General features: G+C 39.6%; 29 protein-coding genes. 19 read left to right on the forward strand and 10 right to left on the reverse strand.

Going from position 1 to position 23,425, the window contains the following annotated elements; translation table 11 throughout:
• Positions 1-22: 22 nt before the first annotated feature.
• The 3 genes from BVC88_RS08620 to rnhA all read left to right on the forward strand — a co-directional run bounded on the left by BVC88_RS08620 (position 23) and on the right by rnhA (position 1,648).
• Positions 23-298: a hypothetical protein gene (locus tag BVC88_RS08620; RefSeq protein ID WP_075350274.1), complete on the forward strand. Its 276-nt coding sequence runs from the start codon at positions 23-25 to the stop codon at positions 296-298.
• Between the two features lie 271 nt (positions 299-569).
• Positions 570-1,151, forward strand: coding sequence for a MarC family protein (locus tag BVC88_RS08625; protein ID WP_075350275.1), 582 nt, complete (start codon positions 570-572; stop codon positions 1,149-1,151).
• 41 nt (positions 1,152-1,192) lie between these two features.
• Positions 1,193-1,648 carry a ribonuclease HI gene (gene rnhA / locus BVC88_RS08630; RefSeq protein WP_075350276.1) on the forward strand — a complete coding sequence of 152 codons (456 nt, stop codon included), beginning with the start codon at positions 1,193-1,195 and terminating at the stop codon, positions 1,646-1,648.
• A gap of 38 nt (positions 1,649-1,686) precedes the next feature.
• Here rnhA and BVC88_RS08635 read toward each other — a convergent pair whose 3' ends face one another.
• The 4 genes from BVC88_RS08635 to yihA all read right to left on the reverse strand — a co-directional run bounded on the left by BVC88_RS08635 (position 1,687) and on the right by yihA (position 4,311).
• Positions 1,687-2,808, reverse strand: coding sequence for a sugar phosphate isomerase/epimerase family protein (locus tag BVC88_RS08635; RefSeq protein ID WP_075350277.1), 1,122 nt, complete (start codon positions 2,806-2,808; stop codon positions 1,687-1,689).
• A gap of 76 nt (positions 2,809-2,884) precedes the next feature.
• Entirely contained in the window at positions 2,885-3,184 is a 300-nt protein-coding gene (locus BVC88_RS08640) for a hypothetical protein (protein ID WP_075350278.1), read from the reverse strand.
• A gap of 38 nt (positions 3,185-3,222) precedes the next feature.
• A complete protein-coding gene (locus BVC88_RS08645; RefSeq protein WP_075350279.1) occupies positions 3,223-3,660 on the reverse strand; it encodes a DUF5606 family protein in 438 nt (145 codons plus the stop codon).
• 45 nt (positions 3,661-3,705) lie between these two features.
• Positions 3,706-4,311: a ribosome biogenesis GTP-binding protein YihA/YsxC gene (yihA, locus tag BVC88_RS08650; protein WP_075350280.1), complete on the reverse strand. Its 606-nt coding sequence runs from the start codon at positions 4,309-4,311 to the stop codon at positions 3,706-3,708.
• 124 nt (positions 4,312-4,435) lie between these two features.
• On the opposite strand from yihA, the gene ubiE reads away from it, so the two are divergent.
• From ubiE to BVC88_RS08690, 8 genes are all read left to right on the forward strand, one after another.
• Positions 4,436-5,158 carry a bifunctional demethylmenaquinone methyltransferase/2-methoxy-6-polyprenyl-1,4-benzoquinol methylase UbiE gene (gene ubiE, locus BVC88_RS08655; RefSeq protein ID WP_075350306.1) on the forward strand — a complete coding sequence of 241 codons (723 nt, stop codon included), beginning with the start codon at positions 4,436-4,438 and terminating at the stop codon, positions 5,156-5,158.
• A complete protein-coding gene (gene porT / locus BVC88_RS08660; RefSeq protein ID WP_075350281.1) occupies positions 5,107-5,913 on the forward strand; it encodes a type IX secretion/gliding motility protein PorT/SprT in 807 nt (268 codons plus the stop codon). The genes ubiE and porT overlap by 52 nt, the downstream gene beginning before the upstream one ends.
• Before the next feature lie 99 nt (positions 5,914-6,012).
• A complete protein-coding gene (locus BVC88_RS08665; RefSeq protein ID WP_075350282.1) occupies positions 6,013-6,771 on the forward strand; it encodes an SDR family NAD(P)-dependent oxidoreductase in 759 nt (252 codons plus the stop codon).
• Entirely contained in the window at positions 6,768-7,529 is a 762-nt protein-coding gene (locus tag BVC88_RS08670; protein ID WP_075350283.1) for a M15 family metallopeptidase, read from the forward strand. Before BVC88_RS08665 ends, BVC88_RS08670 begins: the two co-directional genes overlap by 4 nt.
• A gap of 37 nt (positions 7,530-7,566) precedes the next feature.
• Complete coding sequence (locus tag BVC88_RS08675) at positions 7,567-8,301, forward strand: ThuA domain-containing protein (protein ID WP_075350284.1); 735 nt, start codon at positions 7,567-7,569, stop codon at positions 8,299-8,301.
• Between the two features lie 76 nt (positions 8,302-8,377).
• Positions 8,378-8,959 (forward strand): NifU family protein, encoded by a 582-nt coding sequence (locus tag BVC88_RS08680; protein ID WP_075350285.1) that lies wholly within the window; start codon positions 8,378-8,380, stop codon positions 8,957-8,959.
• A 12-nt stretch (positions 8,960-8,971) separates the two neighbouring features.
• Complete coding sequence (locus BVC88_RS08685; RefSeq protein ID WP_075350286.1) at positions 8,972-10,045, forward strand: DUF3810 domain-containing protein; 1,074 nt, start codon at positions 8,972-8,974, stop codon at positions 10,043-10,045.
• 87 nt (positions 10,046-10,132) lie between these two features.
• Positions 10,133-11,032, forward strand: coding sequence for a M23 family metallopeptidase (locus BVC88_RS08690; RefSeq protein ID WP_075350287.1), 900 nt, complete (start codon positions 10,133-10,135; stop codon positions 11,030-11,032).
• 7 nt (positions 11,033-11,039) lie between these two features.
• Here BVC88_RS08690 and BVC88_RS08695 read toward each other — a convergent pair whose 3' ends face one another.
• Together BVC88_RS08695 and dusB are read right to left on the reverse strand one after the other, a co-directional pair.
• Positions 11,040-11,939 carry a DMT family transporter gene (locus tag BVC88_RS08695; RefSeq protein ID WP_075350288.1) on the reverse strand — a complete coding sequence of 300 codons (900 nt, stop codon included), beginning with the start codon at positions 11,937-11,939 and terminating at the stop codon, positions 11,040-11,042.
• 98 nt (positions 11,940-12,037) lie between these two features.
• Positions 12,038-13,027, reverse strand: a complete 990-nt coding sequence (dusB, locus tag BVC88_RS08700; protein ID WP_075350289.1) for a tRNA dihydrouridine synthase DusB — start codon at positions 13,025-13,027, stop codon at positions 12,038-12,040.
• 37 nt (positions 13,028-13,064) lie between these two features.
• Between dusB and BVC88_RS08705 the strand changes: the two genes are divergently transcribed.
• The 5 genes from BVC88_RS08705 (at position 13,065) to BVC88_RS08725 (ending at position 17,099) form a co-directional block, all read left to right on the forward strand.
• Positions 13,065-14,015, forward strand: coding sequence for a CPBP family intramembrane glutamic endopeptidase (locus BVC88_RS08705; protein WP_075350290.1), 951 nt, complete (start codon positions 13,065-13,067; stop codon positions 14,013-14,015).
• Positions 13,990-14,196, forward strand: a complete 207-nt coding sequence (locus BVC88_RS08710; protein WP_075350291.1) for a putative signal transducing protein — start codon at positions 13,990-13,992, stop codon at positions 14,194-14,196. The genes BVC88_RS08705 and BVC88_RS08710 overlap by 26 nt, the downstream gene beginning before the upstream one ends.
• Positions 14,180-15,019: a phosphatidate cytidylyltransferase gene (locus BVC88_RS08715; protein ID WP_075350292.1), complete on the forward strand. Its 840-nt coding sequence runs from the start codon at positions 14,180-14,182 to the stop codon at positions 15,017-15,019. The genes BVC88_RS08710 and BVC88_RS08715 overlap by 17 nt, the downstream gene beginning before the upstream one ends.
• Positions 15,020-15,090: 71 nt before the next feature.
• Complete coding sequence (locus tag BVC88_RS08720; protein ID WP_075350293.1) at positions 15,091-16,368, forward strand: Glu/Leu/Phe/Val family dehydrogenase; 1,278 nt, start codon at positions 15,091-15,093, stop codon at positions 16,366-16,368.
• A gap of 71 nt (positions 16,369-16,439) precedes the next feature.
• Positions 16,440-17,099 (forward strand): phosphatidylserine decarboxylase family protein, encoded by a 660-nt coding sequence (locus BVC88_RS08725; protein ID WP_075350294.1) that lies wholly within the window; start codon positions 16,440-16,442, stop codon positions 17,097-17,099.
• On the opposite strand, the gene BVC88_RS08730 is transcribed toward BVC88_RS08725, so the two are convergent.
• The 4 genes from BVC88_RS08730 to BVC88_RS08745 form a co-directional block, all read right to left on the reverse strand.
• Positions 17,091-17,564: a Clp protease ClpB gene (locus tag BVC88_RS08730; protein WP_083639052.1), complete on the reverse strand. Its 474-nt coding sequence runs from the start codon at positions 17,562-17,564 to the stop codon at positions 17,091-17,093. The two genes, BVC88_RS08725 and BVC88_RS08730, sit on opposite strands and share 9 nt — an antisense overlap.
• Before the next feature lie 88 nt (positions 17,565-17,652).
• Positions 17,653-18,336, reverse strand: coding sequence for a tRNA (5-methylaminomethyl-2-thiouridine)(34)-methyltransferase MnmD (mnmD, locus tag BVC88_RS08735; RefSeq protein ID WP_075350296.1), 684 nt, complete (start codon positions 18,334-18,336; stop codon positions 17,653-17,655).
• Positions 18,333-18,815, reverse strand: coding sequence for a 2-C-methyl-D-erythritol 2,4-cyclodiphosphate synthase (gene ispF / locus BVC88_RS08740; protein ID WP_075350297.1), 483 nt, complete (start codon positions 18,813-18,815; stop codon positions 18,333-18,335). Before ispF ends, mnmD begins: the two co-directional genes overlap by 4 nt.
• Positions 18,812-20,053: a M16 family metallopeptidase gene (locus tag BVC88_RS08745; protein WP_075350298.1), complete on the reverse strand. Its 1,242-nt coding sequence runs from the start codon at positions 20,051-20,053 to the stop codon at positions 18,812-18,814. Before BVC88_RS08745 ends, ispF begins: the two co-directional genes overlap by 4 nt.
• A 273-nt stretch (positions 20,054-20,326) precedes the next feature.
• Between BVC88_RS08745 and bshC the strand changes: the two genes are divergently transcribed.
• The 3 genes from bshC to BVC88_RS08760 are packed head-to-tail and all read left to right on the forward strand — an operon-like array spanning position 20,327 to position 22,971.
• A complete protein-coding gene (gene bshC, locus BVC88_RS08750; RefSeq protein ID WP_075350307.1) occupies positions 20,327-21,892 on the forward strand; it encodes a bacillithiol biosynthesis cysteine-adding enzyme BshC in 1,566 nt (521 codons plus the stop codon).
• A complete protein-coding gene (locus tag BVC88_RS08755) occupies positions 21,882-22,460 on the forward strand; it encodes a 5-formyltetrahydrofolate cyclo-ligase (protein ID WP_075350299.1) in 579 nt (192 codons plus the stop codon). The genes bshC and BVC88_RS08755 overlap by 11 nt, the downstream gene beginning before the upstream one ends.
• A gap of 13 nt (positions 22,461-22,473) precedes the next feature.
• A complete protein-coding gene (locus BVC88_RS08760) occupies positions 22,474-22,971 on the forward strand; it encodes a hypothetical protein (protein ID WP_075350300.1) in 498 nt (165 codons plus the stop codon).
• Positions 22,972-23,425 lie beyond the last annotated feature (454 nt).

Genomic DNA, 23,425 nt, shown 5'->3' on the forward strand with positions numbered 1-23,425 from the left:
AATTTTTTTCTAAATTCAAATCATGAACTTTGAAGGAATTCCTAATCGATCTGCAAAAATAAAAAAGTGGGAAAGTATAGTTTTCCTACCGATAATTGCCATCATCAGTTTGAGTTTTGTACTTAAATCAGTGGCTCTTATGCTAGGCTTGCTAGGCTACACGCTTCTGTCACAACTCTTTATTTATCGGCTTTATAAGAAGGAGAATAGAGGAAAGGAATTTATCATTCGAATGTCAGTTCCCTTTGCTGTTTGCGTGATACTCTTTGTTTATTTGATTGTTCAAGAGTTTGTTTAACCTCCAAGGGTTTTCTCTGTTTTCCATATAGGTTTTTTTACCGCAAAGTCGCGAAGATTATAATTCTGAAATTGAAAAATTGTCCCAAAGCTGGCTTCTTATTTAAAAGACTTAAGCTTTAAATACTCGCAATTAAAATGATTGGACTTTTCTGGTAAGGGGGTTAATAATCATTCACCACTTTGAAAAGTTTCAGACTTCTGATTTTAACTTTCTAATTTGCTTTTAAATCATCCTCACCCGATCGAGATTAATTGCCTACTTTTGCGGCATGATTGATTTCAAGCAGATTTTATCCGTTTCCCTGATCCTATTTTCAGTTATAGATATACTCGGTTCAATACCGATTATAATCAATTTGAGAAAAAAAGTAGGTCATATTCAGTCAGAAAAGGCGACTCTTGCGGCAGGACTTCTCATGATTGTATTTTTACTGGCTGGTAAATCCATTCTGAACCTGTTTGGTATCGGAGTAGAAGATTTTGCCATTGCCGGGGCTCTTATCATCTTCGTGATTGGGGCAGAGATGATTTTGGGAATCGAGATATTCAAAGTTGATCCTGAAGCTACTACAGGTGCTTCTATTGTTCCCATTGCTTTTCCGTTGATTGCTGGAGCTGGTACACTAACAACTATTTTGACACTCAAAGCAGAATTTGAGCAAGTAAATATCGCTATCGGTATTTTGTTGAATCTGGTTTTCGTCTATGCAGTACTGAAAAGTACCACCTGGCTGGAGCGAAAGCTTGGTAAAACCGGTTTGGATGTGCTTCGAAGAATTTTTGGAATTATTTTGCTTTCGATTGCTGTGAAAATTTTTAAATCAAACGTCTTTCCCGCGGAAGTTATCTAAAAGCAACGCTATTCTTTAATTCAGATTTCATTTCTTTGAATATGATTACGATTTATACTGACGGTGCAGCCAAAGGCAATCCAGGACCTGGTGGTTATGGTGCGGTGCTAAAGTTTGGGAACCATCGAAAAGAATTATCGGAGGGATTTCGCCTGACCACGAATAATCGGATGGAGCTGCTAGCGGTAATCCGTGCCCTTCAAGCGTTGACGATGACAGATTATCCGGTTCAAATTTACTCGGATAGCAAGTATGTGGTCGATGCCATCGAGAAAGGCTGGCTTTGGGGTTGGCAGAAGAAAGGATTTAAAGACAAGAAAAATCCTGATCTCTGGCTACGATACATCCCACTTCATTTGAAGTATAAACCTAAATTCATTTGGGTCAAAGGACACGCAGGAAATATCGAAAACGAGCGCTGCGATCAATTGGCTGTCCAAGCAGCTGAGGGATTTGATCTTCCGGCAGACAAGGGCTATGAAGATAGCCGTAAGTAAATCTGAATACTGGAGCAAATCTCCTGTTTGATTTTCCTTTACAAATCCTCCATAGTCACCAACGGGATATCTTTTCTATTGATTGTTAAAAGTGGCTTGACCTCGCTTTTGGGAAATTCAAATCCTTCTGCTCCAAGTTCCCAAAGTAAGGGTGCCATATTCATCACTGCTGCTTTGCAGCCTTGCACGATCGCTCCCATGTTTCCCGTTTGCTTGGACAGTACTGCTTCATTTTCGATTTCAAAAGGACCGGTAAATCCCTTTTCTTTCAGAATAGTAATAAAAGCTCTCCAGTCCATGGAATCCCCTAATCCAAAACCGGGAAGTGTAGCTTCATAATGATGGCGATCCCAGGAGCTTGCCGGAATTGGAACTCCTGCTTTTTTGGCAAGAGTGGGATCCACTGATTGAGTAGGATACATATTTCCCCAAAACGGATCTGGATTATTGCGAGTAGATTTGACGTGAATTCGCTTCAGTCGGTTCATATCAGTGTTTTTGATGACTTCCACCGGATCAGTATGCTGCCAGACGTCATGGGATGGGTCGTAGATTTCTCCATGGTTTGGAGAAGGTACGAGCTCATACATCAGCTTTCGTGCGGCGAGAACACCCGTAAGGTTATTGAATGAGCTGGAATATCGTTCGGATCGCCAACCTTCCATCGGGCAGTTTTCATACAATACGGTGACGCCTAAGTCCTCGGCGTACTTGATGATGGGTGTGAACACCTTTTGATATTCCAAAAGATTCTTTTCAAAACCTCCCTCTTGATTGCCTAATTCATGATTATAGCCGATGAAGGTGCCCACTTTAATGTCGTTTTCATCGCCTCCCATTAAATAGGCCATGCGAATGAGTCTAAGCAAGTGATTCTGATTTTTGAGGCGATGAGCTGGGTCGCCACCGATCAAGTTTTCAAAGGCGCCGATGGAAAGGCGGAGCTTATTGGAATTGAATTTTTCCAAAATCGTTTTTGCTTCCTCCGGTCCAAAATTCTCATAATCCAAATGGGTAGCCACGAAGTCATTGCGTGAGCCATTTTTTCGAAAAACACATAGATCAAGTCCTTGAACTCCGATTTCGGTAGCTTTTGCGATAGTTTGATCAAGATTCAGCGTATCAAAAGCTGAAGTCATGATCCAAATTGGATTGGCCATAATTGGGATTTAAAATTTGAGAAATTAAAATAGAAAAAATGTTGCGACCTCAAAAGTTAAAATCCGCTGATAGGTATTAAGAGTACCTTTTTCGGATTTCAATTTTAAGCTTTTGTCGTTCCCAGAGTGCTTTAGCTAAATCCAGTGAAACTTGGTCAGGCTTCGATTCATGGAGGATTTTTTTAAGCTTTTCTTCACCCAGATCAATCCGATAGCAAATTTGGAGCAGGCGTTCAAAGTCCCGGTCGAGTAGCTGACTAACTGCCTTGGATAGCAGAAGAATCGCTTGTTCTTCATCAAAGCTTTCTTTCAATTCCGGTAAATCGAAATCTTTCCTAAGAATTAAAAATGCGTCTTTTGAGCTTTCCTGACTCATGATCTATCATTAAAAAAGCCCCTAAATTGGGGCTGGGATTAATCTTCTTTCTTTTCTTCCAACTTGTCAGCTTCTTTTGCTTCGGCAAGCGTCTCCGGAGCTTGTGCTCTAATAAGTGAATACCAAGAAATTAATTTTTTGATATCTGAAACATAAACTCGCGCCTCATCCACTTCTGGAAGTACATGCTTCATAAATGCACGAAGTTCTGCATCATCTGGATTAGAATCCAAACCAAGATCTCCGGCAAATTCCTTTTCGATCTTTTGCATCACAGACTTTAGTGGCTCAGCACCTTCCTCAGTCAGGGTGTAGATACTGATATCGCTTAGAATAGAAACTCGCTGAGACATTCCAGCCACTAGTTTCGATTTCTTGCCATCGAGACTTTCTAGGATTACCCCACTTCTTGTTGGCTTGAGTACTTTGTATAGACCTGGTTTACCAGATACTGTTGCTAATTCTTTGAAATCCATGTATTGTGTTTTTTGCAGGTTGCAAATATAAGAGTATCCCTTAAATCATTTCCCACTTTCGTATTCAACTACCAATTCTTCTATAAAGGCAGTCAATTCTTCCTTTCCTGTTCCGGCTTCGGCACTCGTGACGAAATAGTCAGGAGCTTCTTCGAAAATTTCTTTCGTTTTCTTTAGAAAAGCTCGAATATTAAGATCCGTCTTGGATTTTGATTGTTTGTCTGCTTTGGTGAAAACCAAGGCTGTTGGAACGCCTTCCGTCCCACACCAAAGTAAAAATTCAAGATCTATTTTTTGAGGTTCCAATCTGCTGTCAATTAAGACAAATACCCCACAAAGGTTTTCACGTTTGGTGAGGTAAGTACTGATCATATTTTCCCAGCCTTGCTTGACTTTCAGGTTGATTTTGGCGAATCCGTATCCAGGTAGATCGACCAAATACCAGCGGTCATTAATTACAAAATGATTGATCAATTGTGTTTTTCCGGGCTTCTGAGAGGTTTTTGCCAAACCTTTATGTCCAGTGATCATGTTGATCAGTGAGCTTTTTCCCACATTAGATCGACCAATAAATGCGATCTCTGCACGATCAGGCTTAGGACAATTTCCCGGGTTAGAGTTGCTGATTACAAATGCTGCTTTTTGGATCATGATAGGTGATTTGAATGCAAAAGTACGATTTTAAGTGGAAGCACATTCAGTAAGACAATCAGGAACAATTTTCCATTCCTCAGGTTTCTTGAGTATTATTGCGCCTTCTAAAGACCGATTCGTGATGTCCGTAGTTCCTTACAAAGATAAACAAGACCCTAAAAAAGCTCAGGTAGCTGAGATGTTCAACAACATCAGTCCGAAATATGACCTCCTTAATCATGTATTGAGTTTAGGAATTGATATTATCTGGCGAAAAAAAGCAATCAAGATGTTGAAAAAAGATCAGCCAAAACTGATCCTTGACATTGCCACAGGTACTGGAGATTTTGCCATTGAGGCTTTAGCATTGAATCCTGATAAAATCATCGGAGTAGATATTTCGGAAGGAATGCTCGCTGAGGGTAGGAAAAAAATGAAGAAGCGAGGACTGGATCATATTATTGATTTGCAACTTGGCGATTCAGAAGGATTACTTTTTGAGGATAATAAGTTTGATGCCGTCATCGTTTCATTTGGTGTCAGGAACTTTGAAAATCTGGAGAAAGGTTTGTCAGATATGTATCGGGTATTAAAACCTGGAGGAAAGGTGGTGATTCTCGAGTTTAGCAAGCCAACAGTCACTCCAATGAAGCAGGCTTACTCCTTTTATTCAAACACTATTTTGCCCCAAATCGGTAAAATTGTATCCAAAGACAATTCTGCTTATACTTATCTTCCTGAATCCGTTCAGGCTTTCCCGGATGGGCAAGAGTTCTTGGCGGTATTGAAAAAAGTCGGATTTACCAGCAACCTATGCAAGTCACTCACATTTGGAATAAGCTCAATTTACGTAGGGGTAAAGTAATCCTTATAGTTCTTTTGGCGTGGTTTTTCATATTCCCGTCCTTCGGGCAAGGGATGTTTGGTCTGTCAAGTACATCAGGTTCAGATGATCGCACGCTCTCTTACGGCTTCTTTCTTGCAGGACATAATGCTTCTTACCGATTAAAATATTCCGATTCTTTCGTTACTAGTCCCAATGGGTCAAGTCCGACCGTAAGGGCTATTTTCCCTCAGTTTTCGCCTGGATTCTCTTTGGGGTTTACAGGCATATTGAGTTTACATGATCAAATTCAATTGCTTTTCACTCCAAAAGTTGGGTTTTATGAATACCAAACTGAGGTAAGTTATTTCATTGTGGATACCCCTCAGCCAGGATTACCAAACCAGAATGGTGGAGATGAAGTCATTCCGACTTCTGAGAGTCAGTTTATTAATTCTGAAGCAACCTTGATTGAATTGCCATTGCTTTTCAAGTATAGATCGATCAGATTCAATAATACACGTATGTATTGGGTAGGAGGGGCTAGCTATAATTTCCGTACAAAAAGTCAGGATGAAGCCAATATTGAGGAGCTCGTGACTACCGGAAAAGACTTCTCTTTGGAGATGGGAATGGGATTCGAGATTTATTTCAAATATTTCAAATTTGCCCCTGAGATTCGATTCTCACACGGCTTGAACAATATCTATCAGGCTGAAAATACAAATCCACTATTTCGAGATGCTATCTCATCCATCAAGCGAAAATCAATTACTATTTATTTGAATTTCCAGTAGCAAGAAATAGTCTTCAATGCTTTTCCCATTAATATTTCTCAAAGGCCGATTCTAGTGATCGGCCTTTCCGCTTTTTGTTAAATCCACTATCTTGCTTCTATGAAGAACAAAATTGCTTTGATTACCGGGGCTACTTCCGGAATTGGAAAAGCCTCTGCACTGACGCTTGCGAGAAATGGATATTCTATAATCGCTACAGGAAGGCGAGCGGATAGACTTGAAGAACTGGGTCAAGAATTAGGAGCAGAAACTGCCTTTTTACCTTTGGTGTTTGATGTCCGAGATCGAGAAAAAGTTCTGGAGATTTTGGGGGATCTGCCAGAAGATTGGAAAGCTATTGATGTTCTTATCAATAATGCAGGAAATGCACACGGCATGGACCCGATCCAATCCGGTGATTTGGATGATTGGGATGCTATGATAGATATTAATGTGAAGGGCCTACTATACGTCTCAAAAGCTATCATTCCCGGTATGTGTGACAGAAAATCAGGAACCATTATAAATATAGGTTCCATAGCTGGCAAGGAAGTATACCCGAATGGGAATGTGTATTGCGGATCCAAGCATGCGGTGGATGCAATCACAGATGGTATGAGATTAGATCTCAATCCTTTTGGGATTCGAGTTGTTGGAATTCATCCTGGATTAGTTGAGACGGAGTTTTCTTTGGTCCGATTCAAGGGGGATGAGAGTAGGTCAGAAAAAGTTTATCAGGGATTTGAACCTCTTGTAGCTCAAGATATTGCAGATGTTGTTGAATTTGTGGTAACTAGACCAGCTCATGTCACGATAGCAGATGTGGTGGTTTTACCAACCGCTCAGGCTTCCGCGACAGTTGTTAAAAAAGACTTATGAGAAGTTTAAAAAAAATAATTTTATCTGTTTCTATTTTAGGAGTTTTAATTTCTTGCGCAGCCGAACGGGAAACGGAAAGTTTAGATAAGGTCTTGGTTGCTGAGATGGAAGAGATTATCCCGGATGTACCAACTGAGGGAGAAGCACTTTCGCTCGAGCAGCAGTTGATAGCTCAAGGCTTGGTGGATCTTGAGGAATATATTCCTGGGATCAAGGTCGAGTTGAAGTATAGTACAACAGATAACTTTTTTGGTCAGGATGTATATGGTGAACTTACCCATGCTTATTTGCAGCCAGAAGTAGCCGATATGCTTAAAGAGGCCCAGGGGAAATTAAAATCGGAGTATCCAAATTTGACTCTTTTGATCTATGATGGAGTACGTCCGCTTAGTGTGCAGCAGATTCTTTGGGATAATCTAGATAGGCCAGATAGTATCAAGCCTCTTTATGTGGCAGATCCAAAAGTGGGGAGTCTTCACAACTTTGGGGTAGCAGTTGATCTGACGATTTTTGATAATGAGTCAGGAATGCCACTAGATATGGGGACAACATATGATTTTTTTGGGTATGAGGCATACCCTGATCGAGAAATGGAAATGATGGCAGCTGGAAAACTTACAAGGCAGCAACTTGCTAATCGAGAAATACTTCGTAAAGTGATGAATAGCTCAGGCTTTTCAGGTATAGGCTCTGAATGGTGGCATTTTAATGCCTTTTCAAGAAAAGTAGCAGGTGAAAAATTTGAAATAATCAATTAAGAATTAACAAGCTTCAAAAACCCAATAATTTAAAACTATGAATTCAAAAAAGATTTTACTTGCCCTAGGGCTAGTTTTTAGTGTCATCTTAATTGCCCCAGCGCAACAATTTAAAGCCTTGGTTTTTACAAAAACGGCGGGTTTTAGACATCAGTCCATTCCAAATGCAGTAGTTGCATTAAAGAAGATGGGTGAGAAACAAGTCTTCAGTGTACACGCTTCAGAAGACCCAAAAGTGCTATCAGAGGAAAATCTTGCTAAATACGATGTGCTGATTTTGGTCAGCAGCACCGGGACTATCTTCGATGAGGAAACTCGAGCTTCCCTACAGAAATTTGTCAGAAGTGGTAAGGGAGTTGTTGGTGTTCATGCCGCAGCGGATTCCGAATATGATTGGCCTTGGTACAATAAAATGATGGGGGCTTACTTTTTAGCCCATCCAGCCCAACAAACCCTTCGTTTGGAAGTCGTTGATCAAAATCATCCTTCCACTTGGCATCTCCCAAAAAACTGGATGTGGACAGATGAATTGTATGAATACAAAGACATTAACCCTGATTTGAAAGTGCTAATCAACGCAGATGAGAAAACTTACAAAGTGGCAAAAGGTAATGGAGCAAATCATCCAATGGCATGGTACCATGAGTTTGAAGGAGGACGAGTATTTTATACTGCGCTTGGCCATGTGGATTCTGCATGGGAAGACGATGTCTTTTTAAAGCATCTATACGGAGGCATCTGGTATGCTGCCACAGGCCACCCATTTAAGTAAAAGATTCTGAAGGAAAAGCCGATTTGAAGGAACTTAATGCCTTCAAATCGGTTTTCTAATCAAAAATTAACCAATCATGCTGAAAGCACAAGCGAAACCCGTTCACCTCTATATGGAGGCTAATCCAAATCCGAATTCATTGAAATTTGTTGCCAACTTTATGTTGGTAGAGGATGGAGTCAGCTTCGATTACCCAGATGCCGAAAGTGCTGATAACTCACAGTTAGCTAAGGAATTATTCAATTTTGCAGCTGTGAAACGTGTATTTGTTGCATCAAATTTTGTGACAGTTACAAAATCTGAAGAGGTAGAATGGATGGAAATTCAAACTATTATTCGTGACCATATCAGACAATATCTGGAGTCAGGAAAGACTGTGGTACAGGCGACTTTTGACAAAGACCCATTGTTCAATGAAGACGATTCCGAGGTAGTGAAAAAAATTAAAGGAATTCTTGACGAGTACATCAGACCAGCTGTGGAGCAAGATGGTGGAGCGATCGTTTTCCATTCATTTCAGGAAGGAATCGTAAAAGTATTACTTCAGGGTTCTTGCTCAGGTTGCCCTTCTTCTACTGTCACGCTGAAAGCAGGAATTCAAAACTTGCTTACACGTATGCTTCCAGAGGTTAAGGAAGTTCAGGCAGAGGGAATTTAATTCATCTTTCCAATGGGAAAAAGAGACTGGTCTTGGGCGATTCTCGGAGCTTTAGCTTTGATAGTGCGCTACTTTGCAGTTCAAAACCCTGAGAAAACTGATGAGATTTATTCAAGAACCTTTTTTCCGGGAATCCGGAATGTCATAGATTTAACGCTGGGAAAATTACCTTTTCCCAGCGTTTATTTGTTTATAGCCAGTGTTTTTCTGGTTTTGGGTATTGTCCTCTTTAGATTTCTAAAAAGGAAAGGATGGAAATCTAGATCTTTCTATTTTTTTAGATTTATAATCAACGGGCTTGGTGCTTTAGTATTCTTTTTTCTAGTTCTCTGGGGATTCAACTATCAGCGAACGCCCATCTTTAAGCAATTAAATCTGGATCCAAAATCATTGAATCTTGATCAGCTTAAATCTGAAATTCAAATTACTTCTCGACTCGCGAAGCAATTCAGAGCTACTATTGCAAGCGATACTATTGCAATTGAATCGATTTTACCCTATTCCGAACTTGAGGTTTTAGTCAGACAAAACATGGGTGAAAACCTGGATTTACTAGGCTTAAATTTTACCGGAAAACCACGAACCAAACTTTTTCCCCCTCCGGGTTTTATGCGGAAAATGGGGATTCTAGGGATCTATTTCCCATTTACAGGGGAAAGCTACATCGATCCGACACTGCACCCTTTGGAGCAGCCTTTTACGGTAGCACATGAGATGGCTCACAGCTATGGAGTCACGAATGAGGGGGAGGCTAATTTTATCGCGTGGGTGATTTGTGCAAATAGCGATAGTTCATTGTTGCGCTATTCAGGTCAACTCAGGTTGCTGATGTATCAGATTCGAGATTTCTATCGCATGGCACCTGATGAATATAAAGATTGGATAAAAACTTTAGATAAAGGGATTCGTGCAGATTTGATTTCTATCCAAAAAGCGAGCGATGCGATTAAGCCGTTTTCGATTGAGTTGAGCCGAAAATCCAATGATATTTTCCTAAAAAGTCAAGGGGTAAAAGCTGGCATCAATAGCTATCAACAACTCCCTATGCTTGCCTTTGCCTGGAGACAGCGGATGAATGGGGGATGATTTTTTTTTCAATTTTTTCCTGATATTCTTTGTTTTTAGTTTTTTGAAAACTAATCTTGGGGTCAAGGTTCTTAATAAATTAATTCAATGAGATTTTCGAATATCGCTCTTTTCCTTTTTCTATGTATTTCTTTTGAATCCATTGCACAGGTTACAGTAAACTCAGAACGAGATAAGGATGGGAATGTGTTGATTTTCGCAAACAACACGCAATCAATTCCTTATTCGGTTATTCTTAATTTCACTACCCTTCAAAACCTAACTTCGACAGGTGGAAGGGTAGTTACCGCGATAGCTCCCCCAGGCCGAGTTCAGTTGACAAAATTGAGACCTACACTAGTGGGTCAAGGGACAAATTTGAATTACTCCTATTCATTTGCCAAGGGCAATGTCTATGGGAAAAATAAAGGCGAGCCTATCTTTTTGATTCCTGTTGCCGAAGGAGCGGAAGTGACCGCCCAGCAAATGACTCATATAGAAAATAATCTGGGGCCTAATCGTTCAAATGATGAATATGTAGGTGTTTCTTTTCGATTCAAAGAGCCAACTCAAATTGTAGCTCCTAGAAAGGGGATAATCGCCGAAGTGAAAATGTCAGTTTCCAGCAACAAGGAGAATCTCTTTTTTGCAGATAGTGAAAATCACATTGAAATCTATCATGAAGATGGAACCATTACTCGCTTGATGGTCTTAAAACCTGGTTCTGAAAAGGTAAAAGTAGGTGATCAGGTATTTCCGGGTGATATACTTGCTGAATCTAGTGGGGAAAATTACAGTTCCGGTTTGCATGTGAGGATGGCGGTGTTGAAGACTGAAAAAGATGGATCAGATAAATTCAAGTATAATGTGATTCCCGTGAAGTTTGCAACAGATAATGGTACGTTTGAAGTATCCAAACTTACTGAATTGATTGTTGCTCATCCCAAGGAAGTCATTGAAATGGAAATGAATAAGAAGGATCTGAAGAAATACTATGCGGAAAACTAGTTCTCAATTAGCGTTTTCGATTTCCAAACCAAACCCCTAAAATCACCGCTGCTATTCCTAAATAGTGTCCAAACAAAAGGACTTCACCATCTAAAACCCCCCAGAAAATCGCAACGATTGGTATCAGATAAGTTACCGAACTGGCAAATACCGGGGTGACTTTTTTAACCATGATATTGAATAGGATCAGGGCAAGCGCAGTACCCAATACACCCAATAAAGTCACATAGCCCAGAGCGGCCATGGCTCCGTCTACATTGGCTACTTTGTAAGAAAAGTTGGTGCCAGCCATTAAGTAAATCAAAGCCACGGGCAAGACCAAAAGAAGTGAGATTGCAGTTATTTCTATTGGTTTAAGTTTTTCGAAACGGAACTTGATCAGATTGAGATTGAAACCGTAGCAGACGCAAGCAAGGATTACAAAAAAGGCATACGCATTAATGCCTTCAAAGGCTCCAAATTCTGCTCCCTCTTTTGCTGTGACTAAAACCAGTACTCCAATGAATGCAATTCCTAAACCGATTCCATTTCTAAGTGTGATTTTAGAGGAGAAAAATAAGGCACCTACAACTACCACAAAAAGTGGAGTTAAGGCATTGAGGACTCCTGTCAGTGAGCTGCTGAGCTGGGTTTGGGCTTTTGCAAAAAGGAAAGCTGGAATAAAACTTCCCACTAAACCAACGATTATCAGATTTTGAATTTGTCCACTAGAAAGATTTTTTACCCTCGGAAGAGAAAGAGGTAAAAGAAAGGTAGCTGCGGCCACGATTCTATAAGCTCCAACTTCTCCGGGAGAGAAAATTTCAAGTCCCCTTTTAATGAGAATAAATGAACTGCCCCAGATTAGAGCTAGAATAATAAGCAATCCCCAATTGGCAAGATTACTATCTGATTTGATTGATGTCATAAGGAGGGTGGAGGCTAATGCCAGTTACAAAAAAAGTAAAAGCAATCTGAAATGTTTTAAAAAAAATCCTCAGAGGATAATTTCTGAGGATTTAATTTCTAAAACACATGGTCAGCGTAGATATCGGCTACATTATCTAAAATTTCGCAGACATGCTCATAGGTTTCTGCAGTAACCATTTCTGATCGATATTGCTTGAAATTTGGCATTCCCCTGAAATAGTTAGTATAATGCCTTCTCATTTCTAAGATTCCTAGTTTTTCCCCTTTCCACTCCACAGAAAAGTCCAGGTGTTTTTTGGCTACAGCAATTCTATCTTCCAAACCAGGCGGATCTAAGTAAGTACCTGTGGCTAGGTAATGTTTGATTTCATTGAAAATCCAAGGATATCCAATCGAAGCCCTACCGATCATCATTCCATCAACATTGTATTTATTTTTGTACTCCAAAGCTTTCTCAGGCGAATCAATATCTCCGTTACCAAAAACCGGAATATGTAGCCTTGGATTAGCCTTCACAAGATTCAAATAAGACCAGTCGGCCTCGCCCTTGTACATCTGAGCTCTGGTTCTGGCGTGAATACTTATGGCTTGGATCCCTACGTCCTGAAGCCGCTCGGCTACCTCTACAATTCGTATAGTATTGTGGTCCCAGCCTAAACGTGTTTTTACAGTGACAGGGATATTGACTGATTTCACAATTTCAGCGGTCATCGAGACCATTTTATCAATATCAAGAAGAATACCTGCCCCTGCACCTTTGCAGGCTACTTTATTTACCGGACAACCATAATTGATATCCAAAATATCTGGATTGGCTTGTTCCACGATTGCAGCAGCCTCTCTCATGGATTCGATTTCGTTTCCGAAAATCTGAATTCCGATTGGTCGCTCGTAATCGAAAATATCGAGTTTTGCTACGCTTTTGGCGGCATCCCGAATCAAACCTTCTGAGCTGATAAACTCAGTGTACATCAGGTCTGCACCATGCTGCTTACACACTGCCCTGAACGGCGGATCGCTCACATCTTCCATCGGTGCAAGCAACAATGGGAACTCTCCTAACTCCAACTTTCCTATCTTAACCACTTGTTATTCTAAATTTGCCGTAAATTTACCTCAAAATATGGAGATATACGAAACCGATTCAGAAATAGCCAAACGAAAGAGTTGGCTTTTATCCCTGGTAGTCATTGTATTAGTTGCTTTTGGCGTATTAATTATCCTTCAGGTAATTGCACTTGCATTAAGTCCTGCGCTTTTCGGAGTTTCTATAGAAGATATTATGGGGCTAATGTCAGGCGATTTTTCTGCCCCAAACGGACGAATGGCGATGTTTTTTATTCAGGGGATTGGATCGGGAATAGGTTTTTGGGTAGCTGCGTATATCATCAGTCGATTCATTGACAAAGCAGATTTGCATTGGGAGGTGCAATTGCCTCGATTTACCTGGAAAGGAGCATCTTTAGTATTGCTCATCTCTTTAGGCGGAATGCTTTTTAACGCTCTGTTGGTTTATTTCAATTCTAAATTAGTCCTGCCTGAATTTATGTCAGGATTAGAATCTTGGATGAAACAAACAGAAGAACAACTCATGGAGTTGACAAAGTATTTAACTGATTTTCAAACTATTCCGGAATTTTTGATGGGTTTGTTAGTAATCGGGGTTTTGGCGGGAATAGGTGAAGAAATGTTCTTTAGAGGAGTGGTACAACCTAAAATGCGTCTTTATACTGGATCAGCCCATGCTGGAGTATGGTTGACAGCCATTATTTTTTCGGCAATTCACTTACAATTTTACGGTTTTCTTCCACGCATGTTTTTAGGTGCTGTTTTCGGATATCTTTATTTATTTTCAGGAAGTTTGATTTATCCTATATTGGCACACATACTCAATAATTCCATCACAATAATCATGGTTTATATGGCAAATGAGGGGATTATTGAATTTGATATGGAATCAACAGATACAGTTTCATACCCTGCAGCAATGATTGGTTTATTGGGTCTTTTGGCAGGAATCTATTACTTTAAGAAAATAAACAGACCCAATGGAGAATTGGATAAAAGTATTTGAATCGGGAGCTGAGGTGAGAGCTGAAATTGTAAGAGGTGTCCTGGAAGAACATGGGATCCAAGCTGTGGTGCTCAATAAAATGGAAACAGTTTATAAGCTGTTTGGAACCTATCAAGTTCTTGTTCAAAGAGAAAACTCAATTTTAGCTTCAACGATTGTCCAGAATGAGATCACGTTTTAATATTAATAACTACAGTAATCTTGGACAGCGTGCGATCACTGCTTTTTTTGGAGCATTAGTCATTGTGGCAGGGAGTATATATTCTGAATGGACTTATTTTCTGATTTTTGCTTGTATTCTGGGTTTTTCCCAGATGGAATTCTATAAATTAAGTGGCCTCGATGGCATGTTGCCATTGAAAAGTTTTGGGACTTTCTTAGGCTTAATGATCTTCGCTCTGACTTTCATGGTGGAAAAGGAGCATTTACGTACTGAGTATTTGTACATGATTTTCCCGATTGTTTCCCTCACATTTTTTATCAAACTCTATCGAAAGACCGACAAAAAACCCTTTACTGGCGTAGCGTTTACTTTTTTAGGAATCTTTTATGTTGCAGTTCCATTCTCACTGTTGAACTTGGCAGTTTTTTCGGTAGATGCTGTTTACAATTATGAGATTCTAATCGGTTCTCTTTTGATTTTATGGGCGACGGATACAGGCGCGTATTTTGCGGGAACTAAATTTGGAAAAACGAAACTCTTCGAGCGCGTTTCCCCGAAGAAATCTTGGGAAGGTTTTCTTGGAGGGGCATTTTCTGCAATAGGTGTAGCATTTATTCTAGCTAAATATTTTCACGCAATAGAGGATTGGAAATGGCTGGTGATAGCGGGGATTATAATTATTGCGGGGACGTATGGAGATCTGATCGAATCGCTTTTTAAGCGGTCGATAGAGATTAAAGATTCTGGAAAAGGACTTCCTGGGCATGGAGGCTTTATGGATCGATTTGATGGATTGCTTTTATCGGCCCCTTTTATCACTGCTTTCCTTAAAATCTTCTAAATTCTCATTAGGACATAGAAAAACTGCTTAATATTGTATTGCGATTGAATAACTAAATCAAAAACCCAAATATGGCTTACATTGAACCGGCTCCGATTAAGGACAAAGAAAATCCTTTAGAGTCAATGATGGAAAGATTCAACATTGCAGCTGAAAAGCTCGGACTCTCAGAAGAGGTCTATAATGTGTTGAAAAACCCTGCCAAACAAGTTATCGTTTCCCTGCCGATCACCATGGATAATGGAAAAATCCAGGTTTTTGAGGGGATTCGAGTGATCCACTCCAACATTCTAGGCCCAGCCAAAGGCGGAATTCGATTTGCACCGGATGTGCATATCGACGAGGTCAGAGCACTAGCAGCCTGGATGACATGGAAGTGCGCTGTAGTAGATATCCCTTATGGGGGAGGTAAAGGTGGCGTGAGATGTAATCCTAGAGAAATGTCTAAAGGTGAAATCGAGCGATTAATGCGGGCATATACCTTGGCTTTGATCGATGTATTTGGTCCAGACAAAGACATTCCAGCACCAGATATGGGTACAGGTCCTCGAGAGATGGCTTGGCTAATGGATGAATACTCCAAAGCTCATGGTATGACCGTCAATTCAGTAGTGACAGGTAAGCCGTTGGTATTGGGAGGATCTCTTGGCAGAACAGAAGCTACAGGTCGTGGAGTAATGGTCTCTGCACTTGCTGCGATGCAAAAATTGAAAATTAATCCTTTTCAGGCGACATGTGCGGTACAGGGATTTGGAAACGTGGGTTCTTGGGCAGCGATTCTTTTAGAAGAGCGAGGCTTAAAGATCGTAGCTATTTCGGATCATACTGGTGCTTTCTACAACGAAAAGGGAATCAATATCCAAGAGGCAGTTGCTTACAGAGATTCTAATAACGGAAATCTTGAAGGTTTCACCGGCGGGGATAAGTTAGAGAATGCAATGGATCTATTGACTCTTGATGTAGATGTATTAGTGCCAGCAGCAGTGGAAGATGTAATCACCATGAATAATGCCAATGATATTAAGGCAAAGCTGATTGTAGAAGGTGCAAATGGACCAACTTCAGCTAAGGCGGATGCAATCATCAATGAGAAAGGAATCATGGCTGTGCCGGATATTCTTGCGAATGCCGGTGGAGTGACCGTTTCTTACTTCGAATGGGTGCAAAATCGATTAGGCTATAAATGGACTGCAGATCGTGTGAATAGGCGATCAGATCGAATTATGAAAGATGCCTTTGATAATGTTTATGAAGCATCAAAAAAATATGACGTGCCGATGAGAATTGCTGCTTATATCGTGGCAATCGATAAAGTGGCCAAGACATATACTTATCGAGGAGGCTTCTAAGTCGCTTCTCTCAAAACTTTATTTTATCTTTGAGGCGTGGAGTAAACTCTACGCCTCTTTGTTTTATACTTATGACTATACACCGCGAAGGACGTACATTGCTATTCTGGCTATTGATTATTCTGGTAGTTGGAAATTTTCTAATCTATTACTTCATGCCGGAAGCTGAATTATTGGCTAATCTGGCAATGATTGGAAGTATAATTATTTACTTGATTATACTTCAATTTTTTAGGAGCCCGATTATTAAACTTCCTAATGACGATGGTTTGGTTTATGCTCCAGCGGATGGGAAAGTCGTAGTGATTGAGGAGACTATGGAGGAAGAATACTTGAAAGAAAAGCGAATTCAGGTTTCGATATTCATGTCGCCAATCAATGTGCATGTAAACCGATCCCCAATTAAAGGAGTGGTGGAGTATTTTAAATATCATCCTGGTAAATACCTAGTTGCTTGGCATCCGAAGTCTAGTACTGAGAATGAGCGTACAACAATGGTGATTTCAAGCCCAAATGGAACAAAGTTATTGGTGCGTCAGATTGCAGGAGCTTTGGCAAGAAGAATCAAATGGTACGTGAAGCCAGGTTCTGAATTAGAGCAAGGCGGAGAATTTGGCTTTATTAAGTTTGGGTCGAGAGTGGATATCTTTTTGCCCTTGGACGCTGAGGTTTTAGTTAGTTTGGAGCAGAAGACAAAGGGAGCCAGAACCCCAATCGCACGGTTAAAGTGATTTTTTGATTCGATAGATCCAAACCCCCATTCCCAAGCAAACAAGAAAAAGAATGAAGCTAGCCCATTCAAAAGTTCGGCTAGCCTCGACTTTTTCTGAGATTGCCTGATCTTTTTCAGCTAAGGCCCGCCTCAAGGCTTGAACTTGATTTTCCAATCTGAAAGAGATGGTTTTGTAATCTTCCTTTTCTTGGCCTATTACTGCAGTTTCAATGGATCCAATCATCCTGAGTTCATCCATGATCTGATTGTCCTTTGCGAGTATTCGTTCTAGCCATTGATTAGTTTCGATCATGTCTTTCTTGGTACGGTTACCAAAGATTCCAGACTTTTTAGCCTCTGACTCCTTCCATTGAGCCTGTAACTGATCTCGTTCTTGGATCATCAGTTGGAGTTTGGCATCCCCTGCTTCGGCTACCTGAAGGTTGAAGAGTGAGAAAAAAAGAAATACAATTTGTAGCATCATAAGATTTTAAGGACATGAATACATGTTGCGAGATGATAAAAGCACCGCAAATGACATAAACCTTATCCAATTTAATGCCATCAAGAGTTTAAGGCTTCCAAGCTCTGGTCATTTCCTTTTTACCGGGAGGTCCAGGAAGTGTTTCTACGGTAAGACCTAGCTCTCTTAGATTTCGCTTGAGCTCCCCGGTTGCACAATAAGTGGTCAATGCTCCTCCATGATTTAATTGTTGTGAGACTTTCTCCAATAGATCTTTTGTCCAAAGCTCTGGCTGCTTGGATGGTGCGAAAGCATCAAAAAATACTACGTCACTAGGATAGAGCCTTACTTCTTCCAGAGTAGTCTGTTCCTTTTTCATGTTGAAATACTCAGATATTACTACACCTTCGTTCCAATTTGCTTTGTGCAAGCGCTGTAAATATGGCTTGTAGTGGAAAATGCCATCATCTATGTCTCCGTAATTCAACTGGGAATAAATTTCCTCATCCAGTGGAAATGGCTCAATGGTATGATAAAGTACAGGGATTTGATTTTGTTCTGCCCAAACCAGAGTCAACCAGGCATTTAGTCCTGTGCCAAATCCCACTTCGAAAATACGAATCGGTTTTTTTTGAGGGTTTCTCATAAGCCAGGCATCCAATCCATAAAGCATAAATACATGGATGGACTCTTTGAAAGCACCGTGAAAACTATGGTATGTCTCTTTGAGGCTTTCATGGTAAAGCGAATGAGAACCATCTTCGGTGACGATTAGTGTTAACTTTTCACTCATACTTTATAAATCAATGCAGTACAATAAGCTGAAACCCCTTCCTCTCTACCCACAAACCCCAAATTTTCGGTAGTTGTCGCTTTGATGGATAGATCTTCTTCTGAGACATTCATTACCTCAGAAAGGCAGGCCTTCATGGCAGGAATATGTGGATTTACTTTTGGAAGTTGTAAACAAATGGTAGTGTCTAAATTCCCGACTTCATAACCATGCTCCCGGATAAGTTTCATGACTTCATCCAAGAGAATCTTACTGTCGATCCCCTTGTATTTTGGGTCTTTGTCTGAAAAATGATAACCTATATCTCTTAAGTTTGCTGCTCCCAAGAGCGCATCGCAGATCACGTGAATTAACACATCGGCATCTGAATGGCCTACTGCTCCTTTTTCATGGGGGACTTTGATTCCACCAAGCCAAAAATCATATCCCTCTCGAAGTTGGTGGACATCGTAACCGAATCCAATTCTGAATTTGTTCATGTTAGTAATGATTGATAATGTAAGACTGAGGCATTTTCTTCCCGAATCAATAGGTTTGCCCAAGAGAGAATGTCCTCTTTTCCTAGTTCAGATTTTTTTTCAAATTCCTCCCAATATAAATCCGGATTTCCAAGATGTGCATAATATGCAAGGTTCATAGCACGATTAATTAGCTTGATGGATTCATAGGTCTTCATTGCGATTCCTTGATTCTTGACCTTCTGAAGGGAATGTTCGGAAATGTCACTTGTCAAAAACTGAGTTACTACCTGATCCAGAATTTCCTCTGCTTCTTTTGAATTAACACCTTGCTCCATTTTGCCGGAAAATATAAGTAAACCAGGATCTACTGATCCTAAAATAAAAGCACTGATTGAGGCAAAGTGTTTTCCGTTTTTCACCAAGGTCTGCTCTAAAATTGAGGAATTTCCCGATCCTAAAAGATCGGTGATTAAATCAGCTTCCAGATATCCTTTTTCTAGCTTCGCTGGCATTCGATAAGCTTTGTATAGCGCGTCTGTGGGTACTTTTGCTTCTATGAATTTTTCCCGCTTGACCGTCTGTTGGCTATCCCTGGGAATTGACTTTCTTGAAATCCAATGATTCGGAATATCCCCAAACCATTTCGTGGCTAATCTTTCCATTTCTTTGGGGTCAAGAGCACCTGCTAATACTAATACGGCATTACCAGGCTGGTAATTAGTTTCATAAAAATCTAAAACATCCTCACGTGTAAAATTCTCAATATCTTCAGTTTTCTGACCGATTGTTGGCCATTTGTATGGATGAGAATCGAAAGCCATATCTCTCAAATGGTGGAATGCGTCACCATAGGGTTGATTGAGGTAGCGTTGTTTGTATTCTTCAAGAACCACTTTTCGTTGGGTCTCGATGGTTTTTTCGCTCAGGGTCAATTGTAGCATCCGATCAGACTCCAACCAGAACGCTGTCTCAATATTTGCCGCCGGCAAAGTGATGTAATAGTTTGTAATGTCTGGACTGGTAAATGCATTGCAAGCCCCTCCAACGCGCTCTAACTCTCTATCAAAAACCGGAACATTGGCCGAGCTACCAAACATCAAATGTTCAAAGAAATGTGCTAGCCCAGTTTTGCCGGATGTTTCATTTTTTGAACCCACTTTGTAGAGAAGGTTGAAAACTGCCATTTTGCTGCCTAGATCTTGGTGAATGATCACTTCTAAGCCGTTTTTGAGGAAAAATCGATGGTATGGAATCATATTTCTTGGATAACAAAGCTAATGCTTTTGCTAAATTCGAGCGATTTTAATGATAAGATATACAAGTTGAACAAGTTAAAATCTCCGTTGATATAAGGAAAACTGATAATTTGAAAAAAATGATAAACTTTGTCTGAGCTCTTTATGTTCTCGATGACTCAGAAATACACCTGCCTTTACCTATGAAATCGAGCATGACTAAAAAGTCAAAAACTAGGATTATTTACTTCTGCGAGATTCCATATGGCCTTAAAAAAAACAAAATATAATCATATGAAAAAACACTGCATCGAACTCGATCAAACAGGACAATTTTCAAGATTTTTTCTAGATTATATTCAAGGTAAATCAGCTCTAAAGCCATTTTATACTCATCTTCCCGCTCTTTCCAGTTTTCAATCTGCGATAGAAAAGAAGGTTTTTGATCAGGAGAAGCGAGATGTTTTGGTGAAAAGCTTGAAAAAGCAATATTCGGGAGTTGAATTAACAGAGGCTGTTGCTCAAAATATTGAAAAGCTGTCAGACTCAAAGACTTTTACTGTTACAACTGGGCATCAGCTTAATCTATTTACAGGGCCACTTTATTTCATTTATAAAATCGTATCCACGATCAATCTGGCAAGAAAGCTTCAGGAGGCATATCCTTCCTTTCATTTTGTGCCAGTGTACTGGATGGCTACAGAAGATCATGATTTTGAAGAAATTAATTACTTCAAAATGGATGGAAAAAAATACCAATGGAATTCAAGTCAAACAGGAGCGGTTGGGGATTTTGAATTAAATCAAAGTTTCAAGGATTTCCTGAAGACTGTTCCATTTGTGGCAGAAGTATTTAAAAGTGCCTATTCCAGTTCTAAAACTTTGGCAGAAGCTGCAAGAAAATATGTCCATTCGCTTTTTGGAGAGGAGGGGATAATCATAGTAGATGGTGCTCCGGCAGAACTTAAAGCAGAATTTAAAGAAGTGATAAAGAGTGATTTGTTTTCACATGTCCCCTTCGAAAAAGCAATTAGCAACACAGAAAAGCTAGAATCTCTAGGCTATAAGAGTCAGATTTTCCCAAGGGAAATCAATTTCTTCTATCTGGAAAAGGGAATCCGTGAGCGAATCGAGAGAACGGAATCAGGCTTCTCTGTTTTGAATACCAAAATACACTTCACTGAATCGGAAATTAAGGCCCTAATTCAAGACCATCCAGAGCGATTCAGTCCAAATGTTGTTTTGAGGCCTTTGTATCAAGAAATGATCCTTCCAAACCTTGCCTATCTAGGAGGGCCCGCAGAAGTAGTTTATTGGCTACAGCTTTCTGGGGTTTTTGATCATTTTAATGTCCCTTTCCCGGTTTTGTTGCCAAGAAATTTCGCTTTGATTATTGACTCCAATGTGACTCGCAAAATGGGTCAGTTAAATTGGAGTGTGACCGATTTGTTTAAGCCTTATGCTGAGTGGAAAAAGGAATTCGTTTTGTCAGAATCGGGGATAGACATAAGCTTAGCGCTTGAGCGAAATGCTATTTCTGAGATTTTTGATCAAAAAGGTAAAGAGGCGGCTACCTTAGAAAAAAGTCTTGGAAGTGCTTTTGCGGCAGGAAAAGTACGTGCTTTGAAAATAATCGATCAAATGAGTACGAAGTTAAGAAAGGCTGAGGAGAGAAAGCTTCATGTCCAGTTGGAAAGAGGGAAGGCGATTGAAGAGTTTGTCAAGCCGGGAGGAAGCCCACAAGAACGTGTGGTGAATATGATGCAATTTTATTTGGGTAATGAAGAGTTGATCCACGAGCTATTGGATTGTTTTGACCCACTTGATTTTAGAATGATGGTCTTGGAATATGAGTCCTAGTAAATCTGAGTTAAGAGCGATTTTTAGGAAGAAAAGAACTGATTTGTCTAGGAATGATATTGAAGTTTTATCGCAACAGATAAACCTACAAGTCCAAGTTTTTTGTAAGCAGCACCCGGAGTTAAGCCATTTTCATATTTTTTTACCAATTGAAAGACTCAGGGAAGTAAATACACATTATATAATGGAGTATTTATTTTCTGAAGGCAAGAACATTTATGCTTCGCGGATTAATAGGGAGACTGATGAAATGGAGACTATTTTACTTGAACCTTCAATGAGTTTTAAGTTGGATGATTTTGGTATCCCTATTCCCCAGTCTTCTCAAATTGCAGATGATGAGCTTTTACAAGTAGTCTTCGTTCCTCTGCTGGCAGTAGATCTCAAAGGCAATAGAATTGGTTATGGGAAGGGATATTACGATCGGTTTTTAGCAAAAATAGATCCGGATGTATTAAAAATTGGTCTCAGCTTCTTTGAGCCGGTTAAGGAGATTCCTGAAGAAGATTTCGATATAAAATGTGATTATTGTATTACACCGAATAATATTATTAATTTTTCGCATTAAAAGATTTTACCCGATGTATAAACTACTTGTATTCACCACAGTCTTTTGTTTGACTTATTTTTTAATGCCAAAAGAGGCTATGTCTCAAATAGGAGATTATAACACTATGATAGGTGTCACAGGAGGTACAAATGTTGGAGCTACAGTAAAAAAGTTTGTTTCTGATCAGGGAGCGGTTGATTTGTTAGTCTATAACCGATGGAAGGGATGGGTTGCTGCTTTGCTATATGAGCATCATATGGATATTAGGGAAATAAGAGATCTGGAATGGTATGTTGGGGGAGGATTTCATTATGGAATGTGGAAAGAGGGAAAAGGGCTTCCTCCATGGACTGCCACCAGTGATCAAGATTACAATGTTTATGGTTTAGATGCGATCGTAGGTCTTGAATATAATCTTAACCGATCCAATTTTTATTTTGGAGGCTATTGGAAGCCTGCAATTAACTTTCAGGATTTCGCAGGGTTTTGGGAAGACGATGCAGCCTTTACTTTACGATATTCCTTCTAGTTTTTTCGATTTTATTAATTTTTTAAACCAGTTTTTCAGAATTTGACATAAAAATGGCTGAATCCTTAGAAAAAATAAACTGGTGGAAAAAAAAATGATTTTTTTTTGATCTATTTCTGTCAATGAAATTAGCTTTTTAGAATAAAATATTGTCATTGACCATCATTCGGAATATTATTTTAATAATATTTTCACTTAAGTAATTTAATGCTGGTTAAAATAAATTACCGAAATAAAACATTTTTTTTATTTTGATCAATTTCGAACATTTCCAAAATATTGTTTTGTAAATGTTAATAATTCATGTGATTTCAGTTAATAAATGTTAATTAATAGACTGAAACCGAATAATCGCCTTTTCAGTCCATTTAGACAAGAAATTCACCGCTGGTCGAAATAATCGCATTAAAATATTACAAAAAATAAAAAACAAGTAAATAAAAAAACCTTATTT

The organism is Algoriphagus marinus (assembly GCF_001936475.1).
Classification (GTDB): domain Bacteria; phylum Bacteroidota; class Bacteroidia; order Cytophagales; family Cyclobacteriaceae; genus Algoriphagus; species Algoriphagus marinus.